The following is an 18,797-nucleotide window of genomic DNA, read 5'->3' as shown; positions in this document are numbered from 1 at the left end:
AACCCACCGAGATGCCTCGGCGAGTGTTATCCGGTATTAGACCCCGTTTCCAGGGCTTGTCCCAGAGTGAAGGGCAGATTGCCCACGTGTTACTCACCCGTTCGCCACTAATCCACCCCGAAGGGCTTCATCGTTCGACTTGCATGTGTTAAGCACGCCGCCAGCGTTCGTCCTGAGCCAGGATCAAACTCTCCGTGAATGTATTCCCGTAATCGGGATGACACCACGAGAGCGGAACAGTCGAGCGGAATAAGCCCGACTGTTCACAGCGTCCTCGCTGTGCGCCTACCGGAACAATGCCCGGCAGGACTTTTTCAAAGGAACCTCGTCCCAGCCATGATGGCCGGAGACGGGGTATCAACATATCTGGCGTTGATTTTTGGCACGCTGTTGAGTTCTCAAGGAACGGACGCTTCCTTTGTACTCACCCTCTCGGGCTTTCCTCCGGGCTTCCCTTCGGTCTTGCGTTTCCGACTCTATCAGACCCTTTCGGGCCGTGATTCCCAGTCGGTGGGATTTGCCTTTTGGCCTCGCGGCCTTTCGACATTCACTACGTTAGCCGATCCCTTCAGCAACTCATAATCGAGTTCCGCAAGCTTGAATTCAGGCATGCAGGCACGCCGAATTCGCCCTCACTCAGAGGAAGTCGTAGGTAGTGGGTTGGCCGCTTCCGACTGCTGACTGAACGCCGTACCCGGTTCAGCGGCTCGGGCTACATTACGGACCCCCCAGGGGAGAGTCAAGTTCGGCGACGGCGGGGGGTGTGGGCCCGATACGGGCTCACCGTCGGGTCGTTGTCGGCCCAGAAGCGCCACGGGTGGACGCCTCCGTCGCCGGACACGCCGGTGCGTGGACCATTGCGTACCTGGTCGGAAGGCACCGGGGTGCCCGTGAGGAGGCCCAGGGGTGAACCCTCCGTGGCGCATGCGTCCGTACCGTCGAGGGCCCGGTCGATCCCCAGGGCCGTGGCCAGGCGGGCCGGGCCTTTGGCCAGTTCTCTGTCGTTTCGGGCCGAAAGTCGACGTTTGCGAGCCAGCTCGGCGCCTTCGGTGATCTCGCCGGCGCGGAGCAGGACCGCGCTCGCCCTGCCCTCCGGGCCGCACACCAGGTTCATGCAGTGCCACATGCCGTAGGTGAAGTAGACGTAGACGTACCCGGGCGGACCGAACATCACGCCGTTGCGGGCGGTGGGGCCGCGGTAGGCGTGGGAGCCGGGATCGTTCGGACCGTCGTACGCCTCGACCTCCGTGAGGCGGAGTTCGATCGGACCTTCCGGGGTGGTGCGCACAAGTACGCGTCCCAGGAGGTCTGGGGCGACCTCCAGTACGGGTCGGTCGAAGAACTCCCGGGTGAGGGGCGTACGGTCAGGGGCCGCGATCATGGCGTACGAGCGTAGTACAGAGGTGTGACTGCGTACGGGGTGGTCAGGGAGCGTGCGTCTTGCCAGGGTGAGTGCGCGGAACCGGACACGGCTGGATCGCGTTTGTATGGATCAAGGATCTGATCCGGACAGAACAACAACGGGGCGTTGCCCGAGGAGGAAAAGACATGGGGTTCAAGCGGCTGCTCGCGAGCCTGGGGGCCGGTGGGGCTTCGGTCGAGACGGTGCTGACCGAGGTCAACGTCGTACCCGGCGGCGTCGTCCAGGGTGAGGTGCGGATCCAGGGCGGGTCCGTGAACCAGGCGATCGAGGGTCTGTCGGTCGGTCTCCAGGCCCGGGTCGAGGTCGAGGGCCATGACGACCAGGAGTACAAGCAGGACGTCGAGTTCACGAAGCTGCGGCTCGGCGGTGCCTTCGAGCTGCAGGCGGGCGGGGTGCACGCGGTGCCGTTCGGGCTCGAGATCCCGTGGGAGACGCCGATCACGACCATCTCCGGGCAGCCGCTGCGCGGGATGAACGTCGGTGTGACCACGGAGCTGGAGATCGCGCGCGCGGTGGACTCCGGCGACCTGGACCCGATCAGCGTGCACCCGCTGCCGGCGCAGCAGGCGCTGCTGGACGCGTTCATCCAGCTGGGCTTCCGCTTCAAGAACGCGGACCTGGAGCGCGGCCACATCCGGGGTACGCGGCAGAAGCTGCCGTTCTACCAGGAGATCGAGTTCTTCCCGCCGCAGCAGTACCGCGGTCTCAACCAGGTCGAACTCAGCTTCGTCGCGGACGACCGTGAGATGGACGTCGTACTGGAGATGGACAAGAAGCCGGGTCTCTTCAGTGAGGGCAGCGACACGTTCCGCTCCTTCAAGGTGGGGCTCAACGACTTCCAGGGGACCGACTGGACCGCGTATCTCAACCAGTGGCTGTCCGAGGTCGGTAGCAAGCGGAACTGGTTCTAGGCTCGGGGCGAGAGTTTCCAAGGATCAGGAACCGATCAGGAGGTGCCGAGGTGACCGAGCCCAAGAGGCCGCCGCTTCCCCACGACTTCCATCCCGTCGTGCCGTCCTTCACGGTCACGAGTGAGGACGTCGAGCCGGGCGCGACGCTGAAGGACGCTCAGGTCTACGCGGCCGGGAACATTTCGCCGCAGCTGCGCTGGGAAGGCTTCCCGCCGGAGACCAAGAGTTTCGCCGTGACGTGCTTCGACCCGGACGCCCCCACGGGGAGCGGCTTCTGGCACTGGGTCGTGTTCGACATTCCGGCCTCGGTGGCGGAACTGCCGACGGGCGCGGGCACGGGGAAGTTCGAGGGCCTGCCCGAGGGCGCCGTGCAGGCGCGCAACGACTACGGGTCGAAGGACTTCGGCGGCGCCGCGCCGCCTGCCGGGGACCCGGCGCACCGGTATGTGTTCACGGTGTACGCGGTGGACCAGGAGAAGCTCGGTCCCGACTCGGACGCCTCCCCGGCTGTCGTGGGCTTCAATCTCCGGTTCCACACGCTGGCGAGGGCGCAGGTCATCGCCGAGTACGCGGCTCCCGCGGACAGCTGAGCGTTCACTGAACGTTTGCCCGCCCCTGGTCATGGAATTGATCAGGGGCGGGCATTTTTTATTGCGTTGTCCATCTCGGCGTGCCCGGCCAGAGTTGATCCAAGCCCGCCAGGCGGTGGGCCGGTGCGCATGGGAGGTGGGCTTGATGCGGGACACGCTGGTGCTGAATGCGAGCTTTGAGCCGCTGTCGACGGTGACGTTGAACCGAGCCGTCGTTCTGGTGCTGCAGGACAAGGCCGTTGTCGAGCAGGCCCACCCCGAACTGCGTATGCGCGGAGCCGCGCTCGATATACCGGCGCCCCGGGTGATCAGGCTGTGCCGCTATGTCCGGGTGCCGTTCCGAAGACAAGCGCCGTGGTCGAGGCGGGGTGTGCTGGTACGTGACCGGCACAGGTGCGCCTACTGCGGTCGTCGGGCGACGACCGTGGACCACGTCGTGCCTCGGGCGCAGGGTGGTCAGGACTCCTGGCTGAACACGGTTGCCTCGTGCGCGGAGGACAACCATCGCAAGGCTGCGCGGACGCCGGATCAGGCGGGGATGCCGCTGTTGCGGCAGCCGTTCGAGCCGACGCCTGCCGATGCGATGTTGCTCGCGCTGGGGCGCGATGATCTTGAGGCTTTGCCGGAGTGGCTTGCGCAGCCGGCGGCGTAGGCGCTTCGCTCTGGCCGGGGTGTGCGGGTTCGTTGGTGGGTGCGGGTGGGTCGTGGCTCGGTGCGCAGTTCCCCGCGCCCCTTAAAAGATTGCGCAGTTCTCCGCGCCCCTAAAGGATGCGCCGTTCCCCGCGCCCCAGCAGGCCGTTCCTCGCGCCTCAAGGAAGACTGGCTGCTCCCGCGGCCCGGAACAAGAATGGGGGCTCGCGTCCTGTGACGCGAGCCCCCTCTTGTGTGCTGGTCAGTCGGTGACCGACGGCTTTTCTCGGCGTTCTGTGGGGGCGTTGCCCTGGCCGCCGCCTCCGCCCATGCCGCCCATCGGGCCGAAGTTGCCCATGGCGCCGCTGAGGCCCTTGAGGGCGTCGCCGATCTCGCTGGGGACGATCCAGAGCTTGTTGGCGTCGCCTTCGGCGATCTTCGGGAGCATCTGGAGGTACTGGTAGGCGAGGAGCTTCTGGTCCGCGTCTCCGGCGTGGATGGACTCGAAGACCGTACGGATGGCCTGGGCCTCGCCCTCGGCGCGCAGTGCGGCGGCCCTTGCCTCACCTTCGGCGCGCAGGATCGCGGACTGCTTCTCGCCCTCGGCGGTGAGGATCTGCGACTGGCGGATACCTTCGGCGGTGAGGATCGCGGCGCGCTTGTCACGGTCGGCGCGCATCTGCTTCTCCATCGAGTCCTGGATGGAGGTGGGCGGCTCGATGGCCTTGAGCTCGACGCGGTTGACGCGGATGCCCCACTTGCCGGTGGCCTCGTCGAGGACGCCGCGCAGGGCCGCGTTGATCTCCTCGCGGGAGGTCAGGGTCCGCTCCAGGTCCATGCCACCGATGATGTTGCGGAGCGTGGTGACGGTGAGCTGCTCGATCGCCTGGATGTAGCTGGCGACCTCGTAGGTGGCGGCGCGGGCGTCGGTCACCTGGTAGTAGATGACGGTGTCGATGTTCACGACCAGGTTGTCCTGGGTGATCACCGGCTGGGGCGGGAACGGAACGACCTGTTCACGGAGGTCGATGCGGTTGCGGATCGAGTCGATGAACGGGACGACGATGTTGAGGCCGGCGTTGAGCGTGCGCGTGTAGCGGCCGAACCGCTCGACGATGGCCGCGCTGGCCTGTGGGATCACCTGGATGGTCTTGATCAATGCGATGAAGACCAACACCACCAGAATGATCAGGACGATGATGATCGGTTCCATCGTGGTCCCCGTACCCTTCTCCGCCTAGGTGCTTCCGGAAGATCTTGTGATTGTCGAAGATCTTGCTGGACGAGTGTGTCAGACCACAACTCGCCACGTGCGACGTTCCGTTCACTGGACGCCACGGAGTCACATGACGATGGCCGTGGCCCCTTCGATCTCCACGACGTCCACCTCTTGGCCTACTTCGTAGGCGCGTCCGGTGTCGAGGGCGCGCGCGGACCAGACCTCTCCGGCGAGCTTGATCCGGCCACCCGAACCGTCGACTCTCTCCAGGACGACGGCCTGCTTGCCCCTCAAGGCGTCGATGCCTGTGGCGAGTTGGGGCCGCTGGGAGCGATGTCGGGTGGCGACTGGGCGTACGACCGCGATGAGCGCGACCGAGACGACGGCGAAGACCACCACTTGGAGGACCACACCGCCTCCGAGCCCCGCGGTCACGGCGCCCGCGACGGCGCCGACGGCGAGCATTCCGAACTCCGGCATCGCGGTCACGACGAGCGGGATTCCGAGCCCGACCGCGCCGATCAGCCACCACACCCATGCGTCGATGTCGTCCACGTGGTCATGGTAGGTCCGCGGGTCCTGTCCCCGACAGGGCGCCGATCAAGTTGGGGCAGGTGTTCCTGGGGTCAGGACATGGGCAGGCCCTGCGCGGTCCAGCGCTCACCGACCTGTTCCACGACGAGCGGGAGGCCGAAGCACAACGACAGGTTGCGCGAGGTGAGTTCGAGCTCCAGCGGGCCGGCGGCGAGCACCTTGCCCTGACGGATCATCAGGACGTGGGTGAAGCCGGGGGCGATCTCCTCGACGTGGTGCGTGACCATGAGCATGGAGGGGGCGATCGGGTCGCGGGCGAGGCGGCCGAGGCGGCGTACGAGGTCCTCGCGGCCACCGAGGTCGAGACCGGCGGCGGGCTCGTCGAGGAGGAGGAGCTCGGGGTCGGTCATCAGCGCGCGGGCGATGAGGGTGCGCTTGCGCTCGCCCTCGGAGAGCGTGCCGAACCTGCGGTCGACGAACTCGGTCATGCCGAGGCGGTCGAGGAAGGCGCGGGCGCGCTGCTCGTCGACGTCCTCGTAGTCCTCGTGCCAGCCGGCCGTCATGCCGTAGGCGGCGGTCAGGACCGTCTGCAGGACGGTCTGGCGCTTGGGGAGCTTCTCCGCCATGGCGATGCCGGCCATGCCGATGCGCGGGCGCAGCTCGAAGACGTCGACCTTGCCGAGGGTCTCGCCGAGGATGGTGGCGGTGCCCTGGCTGGGGTAGAGGTAGCTGGAGGCGAGGTTCAGAAGGGTCGTTTTTCCGGCGCCGTTGGGACCGAGGATGACCCAGCGCTCGCCCTCCTTGACCGACCAGGAGACCTGGTCCACCAGAGCCCGGCCCTCTCGGACCACGGATACGTCCTCAAGCTCCAGAACATCGCTCATGAGCGCGCTGTCTCCCATTGCAGTCTCGGCCGTCGCTGACGTCTGTGGACGCAGCCCCCAGGGAAAACCTACGCCACCGGTCGACCCGTCCAATCCATCGGCCGGTCCTTAGGGTGGGAGCCATGCATTCGGAACCACGCTCAGGACGGCTGGCAGCATGGGGAAATGCCCTGTTGGCCGGTTTTGCCTCTCCGGACGACGCGGTCGTCGCCATCGTCGGCGAGGACGCGGTACACCGGGTCGAGGGGCTGCCCGGTGAGACCGCGCCCGTCGGGCTCACCCTCGCCCTCGGGCGGCTGCGCGCGCTCGGGGTGACCGGTCTGCGGGTCGCGCTGCCCGCGCCCGGGCATCCGCTCGGGCTGAGCGGGCCGCCCGACTTCAACGCCCGCGCCCTCGATGCCGAGGAGGCGGTGGTCTGTCACGGGGCCGCGCTGGGGCTCGTACCCGAGGTGTACGAGGCCGGGCCCGACGGCGATGTCCACGTGGAGGTCCTCTGGCACTGTCTGCCCGTGCGGGAGGCGCCGCCGGCCGATGTGCCGTCCCTCGGCGAGGCGGAGCGGGAGCTCGCGGAGGCGCTGCGCGATGCCACGGAGATGTTGTCGCGGCTCGATGTCGCCGGGTCGGGTCCGGTCGCCGAGGCGGCGATCGACGCGTACCGGGCTCGGGCCGAGCGGGGGCGTGAGGTGCTCGCACCCGGGTATCCGCCGCGTGCGGTACGGGTGTTGGAGCTGGCCCAGCGGGTCGGGCTGCTCATCTCCGTCGCCTCCGAGAACGGGCACGGCGGGGCTGTGAGCGCGTCCGAGATGGCCGCGCGCTCCGAGGCGTTGCGGCCGGTCGAGCGGACGGCTCGGAGGGCTCAGGTGGCTGCGTTCAACGCGTTTGTGGAGGAGCGGGAGCGGGGGGCGCGCTGAGCTGCGCCCGCTGACTCTGTGGGGAGGGGGCTTGGCGGCTGCGGGTGAGTCGTGTGCTGGTCGCGCAGTTCCCCGCGCCCCTAAAGAACGGGCCCGTTCTTTAGGGGCGCGGGGAACTGCGCGCTCGGCCACCGGCGGCTCGCAGGTATTGGTGGGCCGGAAACCGGACCGGCCCCCCAGGCTTGCCTGGAAGGCCGGTGGTCAGTGGTGACCCGAGGTGCGAACGTCAGCCGTTGAAGCCGTCGTTGCCGAACGCCGGGTTCAGGATGCCGACAACGTTCACGGTGTTGCCGACCGCGTTCACCGGGATGGCGACGGGGACCTGGACGAGGTTGCCCGAGGCGACGCCCGGCGAGCCAACGGCCTTGCCGCCCGCGTGCGCACCATCGGTGGCGGAGGCGAAACCGGCACCGGCGGCAACCAGGCCACCGGCCACCATCGTGACGGCTGCGGCCTTCTTCAGGTTCTTCACTTCTTGAGCCCTCTCCTTGTGAACCACTGCGGCAAAGCGCCGCAGCACGCACTGGAGAACGGCGGAGATCCCGGAAGGATGCGCCATCCGGGGGACATTCCCACGACGGTATGAATCTCAGTCCGGAACGGGACCCTCCGTGTTGCCGTCCGTAGTCCTCTCCGGAAGGCCACCGATCCGCGGATCAGCAGGTCATCCGTCGGCCACACCATGACGTACGGCCCACAGCGCGGCCTGCGTTCGGTCGGCGAGGTCGAGTTTCATCAGGATGTTCGAGACGTGCGTCTTGACGGTCTTCTCGGAGAGGACGAGGGCGCGGGCGATCTCACGGTTGGAGCGGCCGTCGGCGATCAGGCCGAGCACCTCGCGCTCCCGTTCGGTGAGTGAACTGCCTCTCCCCTGTCCGTAGTTGGTCTCCTCCTGGGACAGCAGCGCGCCGGCCACCTCGGGCTGGAGCAGGATGTGTCCGGCGTGGACCGAGCGGATGGCTCCGGCGAGGGCGTCGGGGTCCACGTCCTTGTAGACGTAACCGGCGGCGCCCGCGCGCAGGGCCGGGATCACCGTGCGCTGCTCGGTGAAGCTGGTGACGATGAGCACGCGCGCGGGGTTGTCGAGTCCGCGGAGCTTGCGCAGGGCCTCCACGCCGTCCATGCCCGGCATCTTGACGTCCATGAGGACGACGTCGGGCTTCAACTCCTCGGCGCGGGCGACTCCTTCGGCGCCGTCGGACGCCTCTCCCACGACCTCGATGTCGTCCTGTACTTCGAGGAAGGTGCGCAGGCCCCGGCGGACCACTTGGTGGTCGTCGACGAGCAGCACCTTGATTGCGTCAGCCACCAGGGACCTCCATTTCGATCGTGGTGCCCTTTCCGGGCGCCGATTCCACGGTGAGCGTGCCTCCGACGCCGCTGGTCCGGTCGCGCATGGACACCAGGCCCAGGTGGCGGCCCGCGCGGCGCGTTGCCCTGGGTTCGAATCCGCTGCCGTCGTCGGTGACGCGCAGGACGGCGCCAGGTCCGTGCCGCTCCAGGGTGACGTCGACGCGGGCGCCGCCGGAGTGCCGCAGCGCGTTGTGCAGCGCCTCCTGGGCGACGCGCAGCATGGCCTCCTCCTGGGCCGCGGGCAGTGCGCGGACACCGCAGCTGTCGAAGGTCACGCGCGCGGAGTGGGCGCGGTCGAGGACCTGTATCTGGGTGCGCAGTGTGGCGACCAGTCCGTCCTCGTCGAGTGCCGCGGGCCGCAACTCGACGACGGCCGCGCGCAGTTCGTCGGCTGCCTCGGCGGCGAGGGCGGCCACCTGCTGGAGTTCGCCCTTGGCGCGGGCCGGGTCGCGGTCGACCAGGGCGGCGGCGGCCTGGGCGGTGAGGCGCAGGGAGAACAGCTTCTGGCTGACGGCGTCGTGCAGTTCGTGGGCGAGGCGGGAGCGCTCCTCGGCGATGGTGAGCTCGCGGCTGCGCTCGTACAGCCGGGCGTTCGTGAGGGCGATCGCGGCGTGCTGGGCGAGGATGGTCAGCAGTTCCTCGTCGTCCTTGGTGAAGCCGCAACCGCCTTCCGGCTTGCCGCCCTGGGAGTGTGAAGGGCTTCCCTCCGCAGGACGCAGCTTGTTCGCCAGGAACAGGGCGCCCATGACCTCGTCGCCGTCTCGGATGGGCAGGCCCAGGAAGTCGGACATGTCGGGGTGGGCGGAGGGCCAGCCCTCGAAGCGGGGGTCCTCGCGCACGTCGGCGAGGCGCTCGGGGCGGGCCTCGTGCAGCATCGCGGCGAGGATGCCGTGCTGGCGCGGGAGCGGGCCGATGGCCTTCCACTGGGCGTCGCTGACGCCGTCGACGACGAACTGGGCGAAGCCGCCGTGGTCGTCCGGGACCCCCAGAGCCGCGTACTCCGCGTCGAGCAGTTCGCGGGCCGAGGCGACGATCGTCTTGAGGACGTCGCGCACCTCCAGGTGGCGGCTCATGGCCAGCAGCGCGGTGCTCACCGCGGACAGGCCCGACCGGGGTCCTTTGCTCATGACCTCACGGTACCGGCGGGGTGTGACAGCGCGTATCCGACCTGTGGCGCCCCTCTCTAGGCCGCTGGGCCTAGGGCGAAGGGCCCCTTCGCATTGCGGCCCGCGCACGAGGCGGCGGGGGCGGTCCGGTTCCTACGTTGGAGGCAGTCGCCGGGAGCGGCGGCCATGGGACGAGGGGACGGACGTCATGCCGGTAGCGATCATCACGGGGGCTTCGAAGGGGCTGGGCCGCGCGCTCGCCAAGGCCCTGGCGGAGCGCGGCTGGGATCTGGTGCTCGACGCCAGAACGGCGGGAGTCCTCCAGGAGACGGCCGCCGCCCTCGCCAAGTACGGGACACGGGTGGAGGCATTGCCGGGGGATGTCACGGACGGTGCTCATCGGGCCGGTCTGGTGGCGGCGGCGCGGGAGCTCGGTGGCATCGATCTCCTGGTGAACAACGCGAGCGCACTGGGCGCCGAACCGCTCGTACGTCTCGACGCGCTGGCCCTGGACGGGCTGCGGCGGGCCCTGGAGGTCAACGTGGTCGCGCCGCTCGGTCTGGTCCAGGAGGCGCTGCCGCTGCTGCGGGAGTCCCCCGCGGGCGCGGTGATCGATGTCAGCTCGGACGCGGCGGCCGAGGCGTACGAGACCTGGGGCGGCTACGGGGCCTCGAAGGCGGCGCTGGACCATCTGTCGGCGGTGCTCGGGGAGGAGGAGCCCGGGCTGCGGGTCTGGGCGGTCGACCCGGGCGACATGGGCACCGATCTGTATGCGGCGGCCGTGCCGGACGACGAGGATCCACGGCCGGAGCCGGCCCGTGTCGTGCCTGCCTTTCTGCGGCTGATCGACCAGCGTCCGGCCAGCGGGCGTTTCGGGGCGTCGGCGCTGCTGGAGCAGCGATGACGACGGCCCTTCGGGTGCCGGAGGAGCTGTCGGCCCGGGTGCCCGCCGAGCAGCGCGGCAAGGGGCTCGACCGTGACGCGGTGCGGTTGCTCGTCTCGCGCGGTACGGAAGTGTCGCATCACGGGTTCGCGGAGCTGCCGGGTCTGCTGAGAGCCGGCGACCTGCTCATCGTGAACACGTCACCGACGCTGGCCGCCGCGGTGGACGGGCGGATCGGGCACGCGCGCGTGGTAGTGCATTTCTCCACGCGGGGGGACGACGGGCGCTGGGCCGTGGAGGTGCGGGATCCCGACGGGAGGGGCACCACGCGCGCGCGTGCGGGTGGGCCCGCGGGGACAGAGGTGCGTCTCCCCGGGGGCGTACTGCTCGTCCTGGAGGAGCCCCTCACGGGGCGGAGCCCGCGGCTGTGGTGGGGGCGGGTGTCGGAACCGGGCGGACGGGTACCGGAGGCCGACGTCCCGGGGCCGGAGGCCGACGTCCCGCGGCTCCTGGGCCGGCACGGGAGGCCCATTCGCTACTCCTATACGGAGCGGGACCAGCCGCTGTCGGCGTACCAGACGGTGTTCGCGCTGCCGGCCGCCGACGGAGCGGGCAGTGCGGAGATGCCGAGCGCGGCGCGGCCCTTCACCGCGCGGCTGGTGGCGGCGCTGGTGAGCCGGGGCGTGCAGTTCGCGCCCGTCACGCTGCACACCGGGGTCGCCTCGGCCGAGGCGCACGAGCCGCCGTACCCGGAGCGCTTCGCGGTGCCGGAGACCTCGGCGCGGCTGATCAACGCGGCCAGGGCCGGCGACGGCAGGGTCGTCGCGGTGGGGACGACGGCCGTACGGGCGGTGGAGTCGGCGACCGGTGCCGACGGGGTGGTACGGGCCGCCGAGGGCTGGACCGACCTCGTGGTGACCCCGGAGTGCGGGGTGCGGGTCGTCGACGGGCTGCTCACCGGGCTGCACGAGCCCGAGGCCTCGCATCTGCTGATGCTGGAGGCGGTCGCGGGGCGGGCCGCGATCGACCGTGGGTACGAGGCGGCACTGCGCGGGCGCTACCTGTGGCACGAGTTCGGCGACGTGCACCTCATCCTCCCGGAGGAGGCTCCTCACACAGAGCATTGCGCCAGCAACTGCCGGTGAGAGCGGACCGGGGTCGGTGTGAGCCCGCACATAGGGCGCACATCACGTACGAAGGGACCTAGGAGACAAAGGGACTCCTGGTGAGCGGGGCAGACGTGTCAGTCTGCCCCGATTTGCCCTTCCTGGCTCCACTACCCGGCTTCGTACGTCACACCTTTGCCACAGGAAATTGCGACCGCTAAGAATGGCCACCGGTCGCTCGGCGGCGCGGGTTCCTACCCACGGCGCTTGTCCCGGAAACACCTTTGTCCCCATCGGGCCGAGAGCGACCTCCGCGCTATTCGAAGAGGTCCATCAGCCATGCCCAAGCAGCAGAACACTCCTGGTCATAGCCGCACGCTGACCAAGACCCACAAGCTCTCCCTCGCCGGTGTCGCCACGCTGGGCGCCGCGGCCCTCGCTTTCTCGCTCGTGCCGGGGAACACCCAGCAGGCCAGCGCCGACTCGGTCGCCGCCGCTCCGGTCGCCTTCTCCGCCGAGCAGCTCAAGCCCGCCACGGCCGGTCTCAGCGGACAGCTGGCCGACGCCCAGGCCGCCGCCGCGAAGAAGAAGGCCGCCGACGCCGCAGCCGCCAAGAAGGCCGCGGAGGCCGCCGCGAAGAAGAAGGCCGAGGACGCCCGCAAGGCGAAGGAGGCCGCGAGCCGGTCCGCCAAGCGTGCCGCCGTCAAGCCTGCCGCGAAGACCTACGCGAACAACCTGGACGGCTGGATACGCCAGTCGCTGGACATCATGAAGAAGCACGGCATCCCGGGCACGTACGACGGCCTGCACCGCAACATCATCCGGGAGTCCGCTGGCGACCCGAACGCCATCAACAACTGGGACATCAACGCGATCAACGGTGTCCCGTCCATCGGTCTGCTGCAGGTCATCAAGCCGACCTTCGACGCGTACCACGTCGCCGGCACGGCCAAGAGCCAGTACAACCCGGTCGCCAACATCACCGCCGCCGCCAACTACGCGGCCGACAAGTACGGCTCGATCGACAACGTCAACAGCGCGTACTGAGGTTTGCGCGGACCTCTGACGAGTACGCCGAAAAGGGCGGCCCCCAACGGGGAGCCGCCCTTCGCGTGTGTTCCTTGAACGGTCCGGCTACTTGCGCATGACCTCGGGCTCGTGGCGGCGCAGGAAGCGCGCCACGAGGAAGGCGCAGACAGCGGCCAGCGCGAACAGCGCGGCCATGTCCAGTGCCCAGGTCAGCGCCTCGTGGTCCCAGAGCGGGTCCGAGTCGGTCGTGTTGTGCGGGTTGATCTTGTTGAAGTCGAGCGTGGTACCGGCGGCGCCGACCGCCCAGCGCGACGGCATCAGATACGAGAACTCGTTGACGCCCAGGGCCCCGGCCAGGGGGAACAGACAGCCGGTGAAGACGACCTGGATGATCGCGAACATGACCAGCAGCGGCATGGTCTTCTCGGCGGTCTTCACCAGCGAGGAGATGACCAGGCCGAACATCATCGACGTGAAGCCCAGCGCCATGATCGGCAGCGAGAGCTCGATCGCGACCGAGCCACCGAGGATCAGTCCCTTGTCGGGAATCGTCCGGCTCATGAAGCCGATCGCGCCGACCAGCGCACCCTGGAGCATGGTGATCACACCGAGAACGATCACCTTGGACATCAGATACGCGGAGCGCGACAGGCCGGTCGCGCGCTCCCGCTCGTAGATGACCCGTTCCTTGATCAGCTCACGGACCGAGTTGGCCGCGCCCGCGAAGCAGGCGCCGACCGCGAGGATCAGCAGCACCGTGGCGGCCGTGCTGTTCGGGATGGGCAGGCCGTTCGGACCCAGCTGCTTGTTCACCAGCAGCGTCTTGTCGGGCTCGATGAGCAGGCTCACCGCGCCGAGCACCGCCGGCAGGATCACCGTCAGCGCCAGGAAGCCCTTGTCGGACGCGATCACCGACGTGTAGCGGCGGATCAGGGTCATGAGCTGCGAGCCCCAGCCCTGCGGCTTGGGCGGGCGCATCGACTGGGCCGACGGCATGTCTACGGACTGCGGAGCGACCGCGTCGATGTCCGCGGCGTACATCTGGTAGTGCTGCGAGCCCTTCCAGCGGCCCGCCCAGTCGTAGTCGCGGTAGTTCTCGAAGGCGGAGAAGACGTCGGCCCAGGTGTCGTAGCCGAAGAAGTTCAGGGCCTCCTCGGGCGGACCGAAATAGGCCACCGAGCCGCCGGGCGCCATGACCAGAAGCTTGTCGCAGATGGCCAGCTCGGCCACCGAGTGCGTGACGACGAGGACCGTGCGGCCGTCGTCGGCGAGGCCGCGCAGCAGCTGCATGACGTCGCGGTCCATGCCCGGGTCGAGGCCGGAGGTCGGCTCGTCCAGGAAGATCAGCGACGGCTTGGTCAGCAGCTCCAGGGCCACCGAGACGCGCTTGCGCTGGCCACCGGAGAGGGAGGTGACCTTCTTCTCCTTGTGGATGTCGAGCTTGAGCTCGCGCAGCACCTCCTCGATACGGGCGTCGCGCTCCTGCGTCGTGGTGTCCGCGGGGAAGCGCAGTTTGGCCGCGTACTTGAGGGCCTTCTTGACGGTCAGCTCCTTGTGCAGGATGTCGTCCTGCGGGACCAGACCGATGCGCTGACGCAGCTCGGCGAACTGCTTGTAGAGGTTCCGGTTGTCGTAGAGGACGTCACCCTGATTGGCGGGGCGGTAGCCCGTGAGCGCCTTCAGGAGCGTCGACTTGCCGGAGCCCGACGGGCCGATGACCGCGACGAGCGACTTCTCCGGGACGCCGAAGGAGACGTCCTTGAGGATCTGCTTGCCGCCGTCGACCGTCACCGTCAGATGGCGGGCCGAGAACGAGACCTCACCGGTGTCGACGAACTCTTCCAGCCGGTCGCCGACCAGGCGGAACGTCGAGTGGCCGACGCCGACGATGTCGTTCGGGCCGAGCAGCGCGGAGCCACCCTTGGCGATCGGCATACCGTTGACGTACGTGCCGTTGTGCGAGCCGAGGTCGCGGATCTCGTAGCGGCCGTCCGGCGTCGCGTGGAACTCCGCGTGGTTGCGCGAGACCTGCAGGTCGGAGACGACCAGCTCGTTCTCCAGGGCACGGCCGATGCGCATCACACGGCCGAGCGAGAACTGGTGGAACGTGGTAGGGCTGCGGTCGCCGTAGACCGGCGGCGCCCCCGCGCCCCCACCGGGTCCTTGCTGCGGCGGAATGTGCGCGCCCTGCTGCGGCTGCTGCCAGCCCTGCTCCGGCGCGCCTTGCTGCGCCTGCGGGGCCTGTTGGGCCCAGCCGGCCGCGGGCGCGCCCTGGGCGGCGTACGGCTGCTGCTGGGGCTGTGCCTGCGGTGCGGCGGCGGACGCGTTGCCCCCCAGGCTCAGCCGCGGGCCGTCGGTAGCGTTGCCGAGGTGCACGGCCGAGCCGGGGCCGATCTCCATCTGATGGATCCGCTGCCCCTGCACGAATGTGCCGTTGGTGCTGCCGTGGTCCTCGATGACCCAACTGCGGCCGCTCCAGCTGATCGTGGCGTGACGCCAGGAGACCCTGGCGTCGTCGAGCACGATGTCCCCCTGCGGATCACGTCCGAGGGTGTGTGGCCTGGACGCATCGAGCGTCCAGGTCCGTCCATTCAATTCCAGTACGAGTTCCGGCACTCCATGCCCCACTGAGTTGTCCCCCGAAGTTCCCCCATCACAGGGAGTCTAGGGATGTCGAACATCGTGGGGAACTATTTCAGTAGGACCCCCTTGACCGAAAGTCGGGCCTTGTGAAGACCGCGTACGGGCGGCTTGTCCGTTTCCGTTGACTGGGTTGAAACCGGCCCGGAGAGTGGTAATCCCACGCGAGGGGGACACCGCGGTGGAACCATCGCGGCGCGGAGTCGGGGGGCTGACGATGAGCGACGGAACCGTGGGACACGGCAGGCGTGTGCCGTGGGGTGATGTGCTGCTGGCCGCGATCGCCGCCGTGAGCTGGGCCTTGATCGGCATGGCCGGGGTGGCGGCGCTGGGGCTGCACCTGCTCGGCGCGGACGCGTCCGGCTCGCTCGGGACGATGACCGCGGCGGTTGTGGCGCTCGGGGCGGGTGGGTCGGTGACGCCGTCCGGCGACGTGTCGGCCTTCGGACTTGAGGGCGCGCAGGCCGACACCGCCCTCCAGATCACGCCACTCGGCGTGAGCCTGGTCGGTGCGCTGCTGCTGTCCTGGTTCTTCTTACGGTCACTGCGCGGGGCCGGGGTGGTGATCGCGCCGGCCGAACTGTTCGCGCGCGCGGGCGCCGTGGCGGCGCTCTTCGTGGCGATGCTCGGCGGTCTGGCCTGGGCGGGGCACGACGTCATCACCATCGACGGCGGCTCGCTGGGGCTGGATTCGCTGCCGGGCGGCGGGCTGCCCGACGAGGTGGACGTGCCCGGGCTCGGTGACATCGGCGGGCTGCTGCCGGACCGGCTCGGGGATCTCGCGGACGCGAACGCCAAGGTGGGCTTCACGGTCGAGACCGTGCCGACGCTGCTGGGCGGCCTGGGCTGGGTGCTCGGCGTCCTGGCGATCGCGCTGCTGGCCTCGCGCCGGACTCCGCTGCCGCGCGGCCTGACCGCGGTGCACCGCCTGGTGCGTCCTGCCGCGTCCGCGCTGGTCACGGTGTTGCTGGTGGCGGTCCTCGCCGGGCTCTCGGCGGCTGCGTACGCGGCGATCGGCGACGACAATCCGAAGCGCATCGCGGGTGCCGCGCTGGTCGGGGCTCCCAACGGGGTGTGGCTCGGCATCCCGATCGGGCTCTTCGTGCCCTGGGACGGCAGCGCGTCGGGGCCGCTCGTCCAGTTCCTGCCCGACCCCCTGGACAAGTTGCTGAGCGCTTCCGACGACCAGTCCGTCTCGCTGGGACGGCTGGCCGAACTGGACAGCCGGGTCTGGCTGTTGGGGGTCGCCGCGGCACTGATGATGCTCTACGCGGGCGTGCTGACCGCGGTGCGCACTCCGTTCGTACGGGCGCGGGGCGTCCCGGGTGACCAGGGTGTCGGTGTCCTCGGTTTCGCCGCGCGCTGCGCGCTGCGGCTGGGAATCGTGACCGCGCTCGCGATGCCCCTGCTCGCCTGGCTGACGGACGTGTCCGTGGACGCGTCGATGGCCGTGCTCGGCATCGACGCGTTCGACGCGGGGATAGAGCTGCACGGGCACCTGGGCATGGCCCTGCTGCTCGGGGCGCTGTGGGGCGCGGGCGCGGGGACCGTGGGGGCGCTGCTCGCGTGCGCCACCGGGGCCGCCGGGCGGCGCGCGGCACCGCTGGCACTGGGTGACGTGGGCGCCGGTGACGTGGGCGCTCCGGGCGTCCCTGCCTCCGCTCCGCCGTTCGCGGAGGTCGGCGGGGAGAGCGGGCCCTACAACCCCGGTATGCCGTACCGGCCGGCGAACCCCGACACGAACCCGTATCTGCGGCTGCCCGACGAGCTGCGGGAGCCCGGGTCCGGGCGGCGGCCGGGCGTCCCGCCGCCCGGACCCCAGTCCCCCGGCAACCGGTCCTCGGGGCCGCCGCCTTCCGGGCCCCGGGCGCCGGGCGCGCAGCCCCCCGGCCGTCGGTCGCCCGGGGCCCAGCCCCGCGGCGGGCAACCTCCCGGGGGACGGGATCCGGACGGACGCGATCCGGGCGGGCAGGATCCGGGCGGATGGCCACCGGGCGCGCGGCCACCGGGTGCCCGGCCACCGAACGACGTGTACGGGGCCCCCACGGTGGCCGGGCCGTTCACTCCGCCGCCCACTCCGGGGCAGCGGCGCCGGCCCCGGTCTTCGCAGGACGGGCCGCCGCCTCCCCCGCCCGACGAGCCGCCGCCTCCGTCCGGGAGGCCGCCAGGACGGCGCTGACCGGCGGTCCGGGCGATGCCGACCGGCGCCCCGGAGGACGCTGACCTGGGCCGTGGCGTGCGGGCGCCACGGCTCGTGAAGACCGCGGACACCTCGGCGACACCCACTGTTCCCTGTCCGTCAGGCGGACCTCAGCGGCGTGCGGCACGGGGTGCCGGATACGGTGGAAGCACCATGAGCGCATCACAAACGTCTGATGTCCCCACTCTCCTCGTCAAAATCTTCGGCAAGGACCGGCCAGGAATCACGGCTGGGCTCTTCGACACCCTCGCCGCCTACTCGGTCGACGTGGTCGACATCGAGCAGGTCGTCACCCGAGGCCGGATAGTGCTGTGCGCGCTCGTGACGCATCCGCCGGCCGGCCTCGAGGGCGACCTGCGCGCCACGGTGCACAGCTGGGCGGACTCCATGAGGCTGCAGGCCGAGATCATCTCCGGCCTCGGCGACAACCGGCCGCGCGGGCACGGCAGGTCGCTGGTGACCGTGCTCGGGCACCCGCTCACCGCCGAGTCCGCGGCCGCGATCGCCGCCCGGATCACCGGGACCGGCGGCAACATCGACCGAATCTTCCGGCTGGCCAAGTACCCCGTGACGGCCGTCGAGTTCGCCGTGTCCGGTACGGAGCCGGAGGCGCTGCGGACCGCCCTGGTGACCGAGGCGGCGGCCCTGGGCGTCGACATCGCGGTGGTCGCCGCGGGGCTGCACCGGCGGGCCCAGCGCCTGGTGGTCATGGACGTGGACTCCACGCTCATCCAGGACGAGGTCATCGAGCTCTTCGCCGCGCACGCCGGCTGCGAGGACGAGGTCGCCGAGGTGACGGCTGCCGCGATGCGCGGGGAGCTGGACTTCGAACAGTCGCTGCACGCGCGCGTGGCCCTGCTCAAGGGGCTCGACGCCTCCGTGGTGGACAAGGTGCGCAGCGAGGTACGGCTCACGCCGGGGGCGCGCACGCTGATCCGTACGCTGAAGCGGCTCGGCTTCCAAGTCGGTGTCGTCTCGGGCGGGTTCACACAGGTCACGGACGACCTCAAGGAGCGTCTCGGGCTGGACTTCGCCCAGGCCAACACCCTGGAGATCGTCGACGGGAAGCTGACGGGCAAGGTCACCGGCGAGATCGTGGACCGGGCGGGCAAGGCGAGGCTGCTGCGCCGGTTCGCCGCGGAGGCGGGGGTTCCGCTCGGCCAGACCGTGGCGATCGGCGACGGCGCCAACGACCTGGACATGCTCAACGCGGCCGGTCTCGGGGTCGCCTTCAACGCCAAGCCGGTGGTGCGCCAGGCCGCGCACACCGCGGTGAACTTCCCCTTCCTGGACACGGTCCTGTACCTGCTGGGCGTGACACGGGAAGAGGTCGAGGCGGCGGACATGCACGTGGACTGACTTCTCGCACGTCCACGAC

The 18,797-nt window shown here is 69.8% G+C and carries 17 protein-coding genes and 1 rRNA gene; 9 read left to right on the top strand and 9 right to left on the bottom strand.

The window, feature by feature from the left end; translation table 11 throughout:
* Positions 1-199, bottom strand: a 16S ribosomal RNA gene (locus AOK17_RS28480); the annotation flags it as partial.
* Positions 200-739: 540 nt separating this feature from the next.
* Positions 740-1,381: a DNA-3-methyladenine glycosylase gene (locus AOK17_RS28475; RefSeq protein ID WP_055615427.1), complete on the bottom strand. Its 642-nt coding sequence runs from the start codon at positions 1,379-1,381 to the stop codon at positions 740-742.
* A 167-nt stretch (positions 1,382-1,548) separates the two neighbouring features.
* On the opposite strand from AOK17_RS28475, the gene AOK17_RS28470 reads away from it, so the two are divergent.
* The 3 genes from AOK17_RS28470 to AOK17_RS28460 all read left to right on the top strand — a co-directional run bounded on the left by AOK17_RS28470 (position 1,549) and on the right by AOK17_RS28460 (position 3,576).
* A complete protein-coding gene (locus tag AOK17_RS28470; RefSeq protein WP_055615426.1) occupies positions 1,549-2,334 on the top strand; it encodes a sporulation protein in 786 nt (261 codons plus the stop codon).
* A 50-nt stretch (positions 2,335-2,384) separates the two neighbouring features.
* Positions 2,385-2,924, top strand: coding sequence for a YbhB/YbcL family Raf kinase inhibitor-like protein (locus AOK17_RS28465; protein ID WP_055615425.1), 540 nt, complete (start codon positions 2,385-2,387; stop codon positions 2,922-2,924).
* Positions 2,925-3,069: 145 nt separating this feature from the next.
* On the top strand, positions 3,070-3,576 hold the full coding sequence (locus AOK17_RS28460; RefSeq protein ID WP_055615424.1) for an HNH endonuclease: 507 nt from the start codon (positions 3,070-3,072) through the stop codon (positions 3,574-3,576).
* A 240-nt stretch (positions 3,577-3,816) separates the two neighbouring features.
* On the opposite strand, the gene AOK17_RS28455 is transcribed toward AOK17_RS28460, so the two are convergent.
* The 3 genes from AOK17_RS28455 to AOK17_RS28445 all read right to left on the bottom strand — a co-directional run bounded on the left by AOK17_RS28455 (position 3,817) and on the right by AOK17_RS28445 (position 6,191).
* On the bottom strand, positions 3,817-4,767 hold the full coding sequence (locus AOK17_RS28455) for an SPFH domain-containing protein (protein ID WP_055615423.1): 951 nt from the start codon (positions 4,765-4,767) through the stop codon (positions 3,817-3,819).
* Positions 4,768-4,896: 129 nt separating this feature from the next.
* A complete protein-coding gene (locus AOK17_RS28450) occupies positions 4,897-5,328 on the bottom strand; it encodes an NfeD family protein (protein WP_055615422.1) in 432 nt (143 codons plus the stop codon).
* Positions 5,329-5,399: 71 nt separating this feature from the next.
* Positions 5,400-6,191, bottom strand: a complete 792-nt coding sequence (locus tag AOK17_RS28445; RefSeq protein ID WP_055615429.1) for an ABC transporter ATP-binding protein — start codon at positions 6,189-6,191, stop codon at positions 5,400-5,402.
* A gap of 122 nt (positions 6,192-6,313) precedes the next feature.
* Here AOK17_RS28445 and AOK17_RS28440 point away from each other — a divergent pair, with 122 nt between their 5' ends.
* Positions 6,314-7,102 (top strand): hypothetical protein, encoded by a 789-nt coding sequence (locus AOK17_RS28440; protein WP_055615421.1) that lies wholly within the window; start codon positions 6,314-6,316, stop codon positions 7,100-7,102.
* 226 nt (positions 7,103-7,328) lie between these two features.
* Here AOK17_RS28440 and chpE read toward each other — a convergent pair whose 3' ends face one another.
* The 3 genes from chpE to AOK17_RS28425 form a co-directional block, all read right to left on the bottom strand.
* Positions 7,329-7,574 carry a chaplin ChpE gene (gene chpE / locus AOK17_RS28435; RefSeq protein WP_055615420.1) on the bottom strand — a complete coding sequence of 82 codons (246 nt, stop codon included), beginning with the start codon at positions 7,572-7,574 and terminating at the stop codon, positions 7,329-7,331.
* 192 nt (positions 7,575-7,766) lie between these two features.
* Positions 7,767-8,411, bottom strand: coding sequence for a response regulator (locus tag AOK17_RS28430; RefSeq protein ID WP_055615419.1), 645 nt, complete (start codon positions 8,409-8,411; stop codon positions 7,767-7,769).
* Positions 8,404-9,582, bottom strand: a complete 1,179-nt coding sequence (locus tag AOK17_RS28425; protein ID WP_055615418.1) for a GAF domain-containing sensor histidine kinase — start codon at positions 9,580-9,582, stop codon at positions 8,404-8,406. The genes AOK17_RS28430 and AOK17_RS28425 overlap by 8 nt, the downstream gene beginning before the upstream one ends.
* Positions 9,583-9,769: 187 nt before the next feature.
* Here AOK17_RS28425 and AOK17_RS28420 point away from each other — a divergent pair, with 187 nt between their 5' ends.
* From AOK17_RS28420 to AOK17_RS28410, 3 genes are all read left to right on the top strand, one after another.
* Positions 9,770-10,465 carry an SDR family NAD(P)-dependent oxidoreductase gene (locus tag AOK17_RS28420; protein ID WP_055615417.1) on the top strand — a complete coding sequence of 232 codons (696 nt, stop codon included), beginning with the start codon at positions 9,770-9,772 and terminating at the stop codon, positions 10,463-10,465.
* Entirely contained in the window at positions 10,462-11,589 is a 1,128-nt protein-coding gene (locus tag AOK17_RS28415) for an S-adenosylmethionine:tRNA ribosyltransferase-isomerase (protein WP_055615416.1), read from the top strand. The genes AOK17_RS28420 and AOK17_RS28415 overlap by 4 nt, the downstream gene beginning before the upstream one ends.
* 300 nt (positions 11,590-11,889) lie before the next feature.
* Positions 11,890-12,597: a transglycosylase SLT domain-containing protein gene (locus AOK17_RS28410; protein WP_055615415.1), complete on the top strand. Its 708-nt coding sequence runs from the start codon at positions 11,890-11,892 to the stop codon at positions 12,595-12,597.
* Between the two features lie 87 nt (positions 12,598-12,684).
* On the opposite strand, the gene AOK17_RS28405 is transcribed toward AOK17_RS28410, so the two are convergent.
* On the bottom strand, positions 12,685-15,195 hold the full coding sequence (locus AOK17_RS28405) for an ABC transporter ATP-binding protein/permease (protein ID WP_055615414.1): 2,511 nt from the start codon (positions 15,193-15,195) through the stop codon (positions 12,685-12,687).
* Between the two features lie 241 nt (positions 15,196-15,436).
* Here AOK17_RS28405 and AOK17_RS28400 point away from each other — a divergent pair, with 241 nt between their 5' ends.
* Both AOK17_RS28400 and serB read left to right on the top strand, forming a co-directional pair.
* The gene (locus AOK17_RS28400; protein WP_055615413.1) at positions 15,437-17,398 is read left to right on the top strand and encodes a streptophobe family protein; all 1,962 of its coding nucleotides are present in this window, start codon (positions 15,437-15,439) and stop codon (positions 17,396-17,398) included.
* Between the two features lie 174 nt (positions 17,399-17,572).
* Positions 17,573-18,778 (top strand): phosphoserine phosphatase SerB, encoded by a 1,206-nt coding sequence (gene serB / locus AOK17_RS28395; RefSeq protein WP_055615412.1) that lies wholly within the window; start codon positions 17,573-17,575, stop codon positions 18,776-18,778.
* The last annotated feature ends 19 nt before the right edge of the window (positions 18,779-18,797 follow it).

It is taken from the genome of Streptomyces phaeochromogenes, from assembly GCF_001418655.1.
GTDB lineage: Bacteria > Actinomycetota > Actinomycetes > Streptomycetales > Streptomycetaceae > Streptomyces > Streptomyces phaeochromogenes.
Note: the sequence above shows the minus strand (reverse complement) of the source record. Positions and strands in the feature narration are given on the sequence as shown.

Coding starts and splice junctions, on each gene's coding strand:
- AOK17_RS28425 (WP_055615418.1), bottom strand. CDS start 9,582: ATGAGCAAAGGACCCCGGTCGGGCCTGTCCGCGGTGAGCACCGCGCTG.
- AOK17_RS28415 (WP_055615416.1), top strand. CDS start 10,462: ATGACGACGGCCCTTCGGGTGCCGGAGGAGCTGTCGGCCCGGGTGCCC.
- AOK17_RS28445 (WP_055615429.1), bottom strand. CDS start 6,191: ATGAGCGATGTTCTGGAGCTTGAGGACGTATCCGTGGTCCGAGAGGGC.
- AOK17_RS28410 (WP_055615415.1), top strand. CDS start 11,890: ATGCCCAAGCAGCAGAACACTCCTGGTCATAGCCGCACGCTGACCAAG.
- AOK17_RS28455 (WP_055615423.1), bottom strand. CDS start 4,767: ATGGAACCGATCATCATCGTCCTGATCATTCTGGTGGTGTTGGTCTTC.
- AOK17_RS28470 (WP_055615426.1), top strand. CDS start 1,549: ATGGGGTTCAAGCGGCTGCTCGCGAGCCTGGGGGCCGGTGGGGCTTCG.
- serB (WP_055615412.1), top strand. CDS start 17,573: ATGAGCGCATCACAAACGTCTGATGTCCCCACTCTCCTCGTCAAAATC.
- AOK17_RS28475 (WP_055615427.1), bottom strand. CDS start 1,381: ATGATCGCGGCCCCTGACCGTACGCCCCTCACCCGGGAGTTCTTCGAC.
- AOK17_RS28460 (WP_055615424.1), top strand. CDS start 3,070: ATGCGGGACACGCTGGTGCTGAATGCGAGCTTTGAGCCGCTGTCGACG.
- AOK17_RS28400 (WP_055615413.1), top strand. CDS start 15,437: ATGAGCGACGGAACCGTGGGACACGGCAGGCGTGTGCCGTGGGGTGAT.
- AOK17_RS28440 (WP_055615421.1), top strand. CDS start 6,314: ATGCATTCGGAACCACGCTCAGGACGGCTGGCAGCATGGGGAAATGCC.
- AOK17_RS28420 (WP_055615417.1), top strand. CDS start 9,770: ATGCCGGTAGCGATCATCACGGGGGCTTCGAAGGGGCTGGGCCGCGCG.